Origin of the sequence: Citrobacter sp. S55_ASV_140, assembly GCF_018919505.1 — a bacterium.
In the GTDB taxonomy this organism is placed as follows: domain Bacteria; phylum Pseudomonadota; class Gammaproteobacteria; order Enterobacterales; family Enterobacteriaceae; genus Citrobacter; species Citrobacter werkmanii.
In genome coordinates, this window is record NZ_JAHLQZ010000367.1 from 1 (window position 1) to 1,699 (window position 1,699).

General features: G+C 46.6%; 2 protein-coding genes. Both read right to left on the reverse strand.

What is annotated here, in order from left to right; genetic code table 11:
- On the reverse strand, positions 1-1,354 hold a 1,354-nt coding region (locus KQJ18_RS23825), incomplete at its 3' end, for an MFS transporter (RefSeq protein ID WP_216422928.1).
- A gap of 89 nt (positions 1,355-1,443) precedes the next feature.
- On the reverse strand, positions 1,444-1,699 hold a 256-nt coding region (locus KQJ18_RS23830), incomplete at its 5' end, for an oligogalacturonate-specific porin KdgM family protein (RefSeq protein WP_216422929.1).

Below are 1,699 nucleotides of genomic sequence, written 5' to 3' on the forward strand. Positions count from 1 at the left end.
AGCAATAAATCAGAATGACCGCCGCCAAAAACAGGCACAAAGCCGGCAAGAGATTCGCCATCGTATAAATATTTTCCTGCACGATGCTGGTTTGCACAGCCCCACCCGTTGAGGAAGATTGATAACCAATGATGGCCAGCATAAAGCCGCCAATAGCCCCGGCGCACGCCTGACCAACCTTGCGGGCGAAGAAGTTCACGCCATAAACGGTACCATCCTCACGATCGCCAGTGACATACTGGTGATAATCACAAACATCGGTCATAAACGCCCATATCATCAGGTTGAATAACCCCGCCCCCAGCGTCGCCAGAAACAGGAAAACCAAATAGACTTTCGCGTCGGTAATGTGGACGAAGTACATAATCAGATACATCGCTACCGCAAAGAGCAACGCGCCTACACTTGCTTCTTTTTTACCAAACCGCTTCGTGAGCCAGGATGCCGATGGCGCCAGCAAAACCAGAGAGCCAAAGGTAAACAGCAATGCAACGGACATGGCCTCTTTGTTATGGAAATAGTCATTAAACAGGTAGGTCATATTGGTCCCGGACAACCCCTGATTAATCACGATCAGCAGATCCACCACAACCAAAACAATCAGCGCCTTATTACGTAATAGCCCCTTCAGCAGTACCGACACGGGCATGCTCTCTTTTCTTTCCACACGTACGCGTTCTGTCGTTAACTGACAGGTCAGGGTTAAAAAGAGAAAACCCAGTACTGCGCAACCCATGGCAATCCAGAAGAAATGCTGTCCGGAAATCACCTGGCTTCCGTCCACCAGGGTGGTGTACATCAGAATGGGAATAAAAAAGCCGGTTACCCCACCGCCGATGGCAGACCCAACGCTGCGCCAGGTTGAGAGCGAAACACGATCTTCCGGGTTCGAGCTAATCGCCGCAGACATGGCGCCATACGGGATACTGACCGTCGATAACAACGAACCGTAGATAAAATAGGAGCCGCAGATGTAGATAATTTTCGCCGTATAAGAGAAATCATTCACAAATGGCAGGAACAGGACGACCGCAATGATGCAAAACGGATATTTCATACGTCGCACCCACGGGTTAAACCGTCCATGTACCGTTAGTTTAGAGGTATCACATAAGCGCCCTACGCCAACATCGACAAACGCATCAAAGAGTTTGGTCACAAAATAGAGCGAGCCGACAATAACCCCGGAAATACCGAGTACGTTGGTGTAATAAATCATTAAAAAACTGTTCACCAGTCCAAGAATAAAACAGGTTCCGAGGTCGCCACACAAATAACCAAATTTATCTCTTAATCCGAAAGGCCTGACAGCAATACTTTGATTACTTCCGATTATAGTTCCATCATTAGACATGATATCAACTCCTTAGACTCATTATTCACGCAAACTATATGGATATACCGATGCTCGGCGTAATAAACCGCTATGAAGAGTATTAACGGTCAGAAGTTATAACCGAGACCGACACGATAACGAGTCTGGCGATCGTCTGTGGTGGTGGTGTTATAACCGGAGGAAACGTTACCCACCTCAACAAATGGAATCCAGGAACCTATTTTATAAGCTACACGGAAGTTATATTCATAATCGTCTTTTCGGTTGTTATATAAATCTTCGCTATCGGCAATTTTATAAATACCGTTAAGCTCAAACATCCAGTCATGAATGTTATAACCGAGCCATGCTTCCGGACGATAG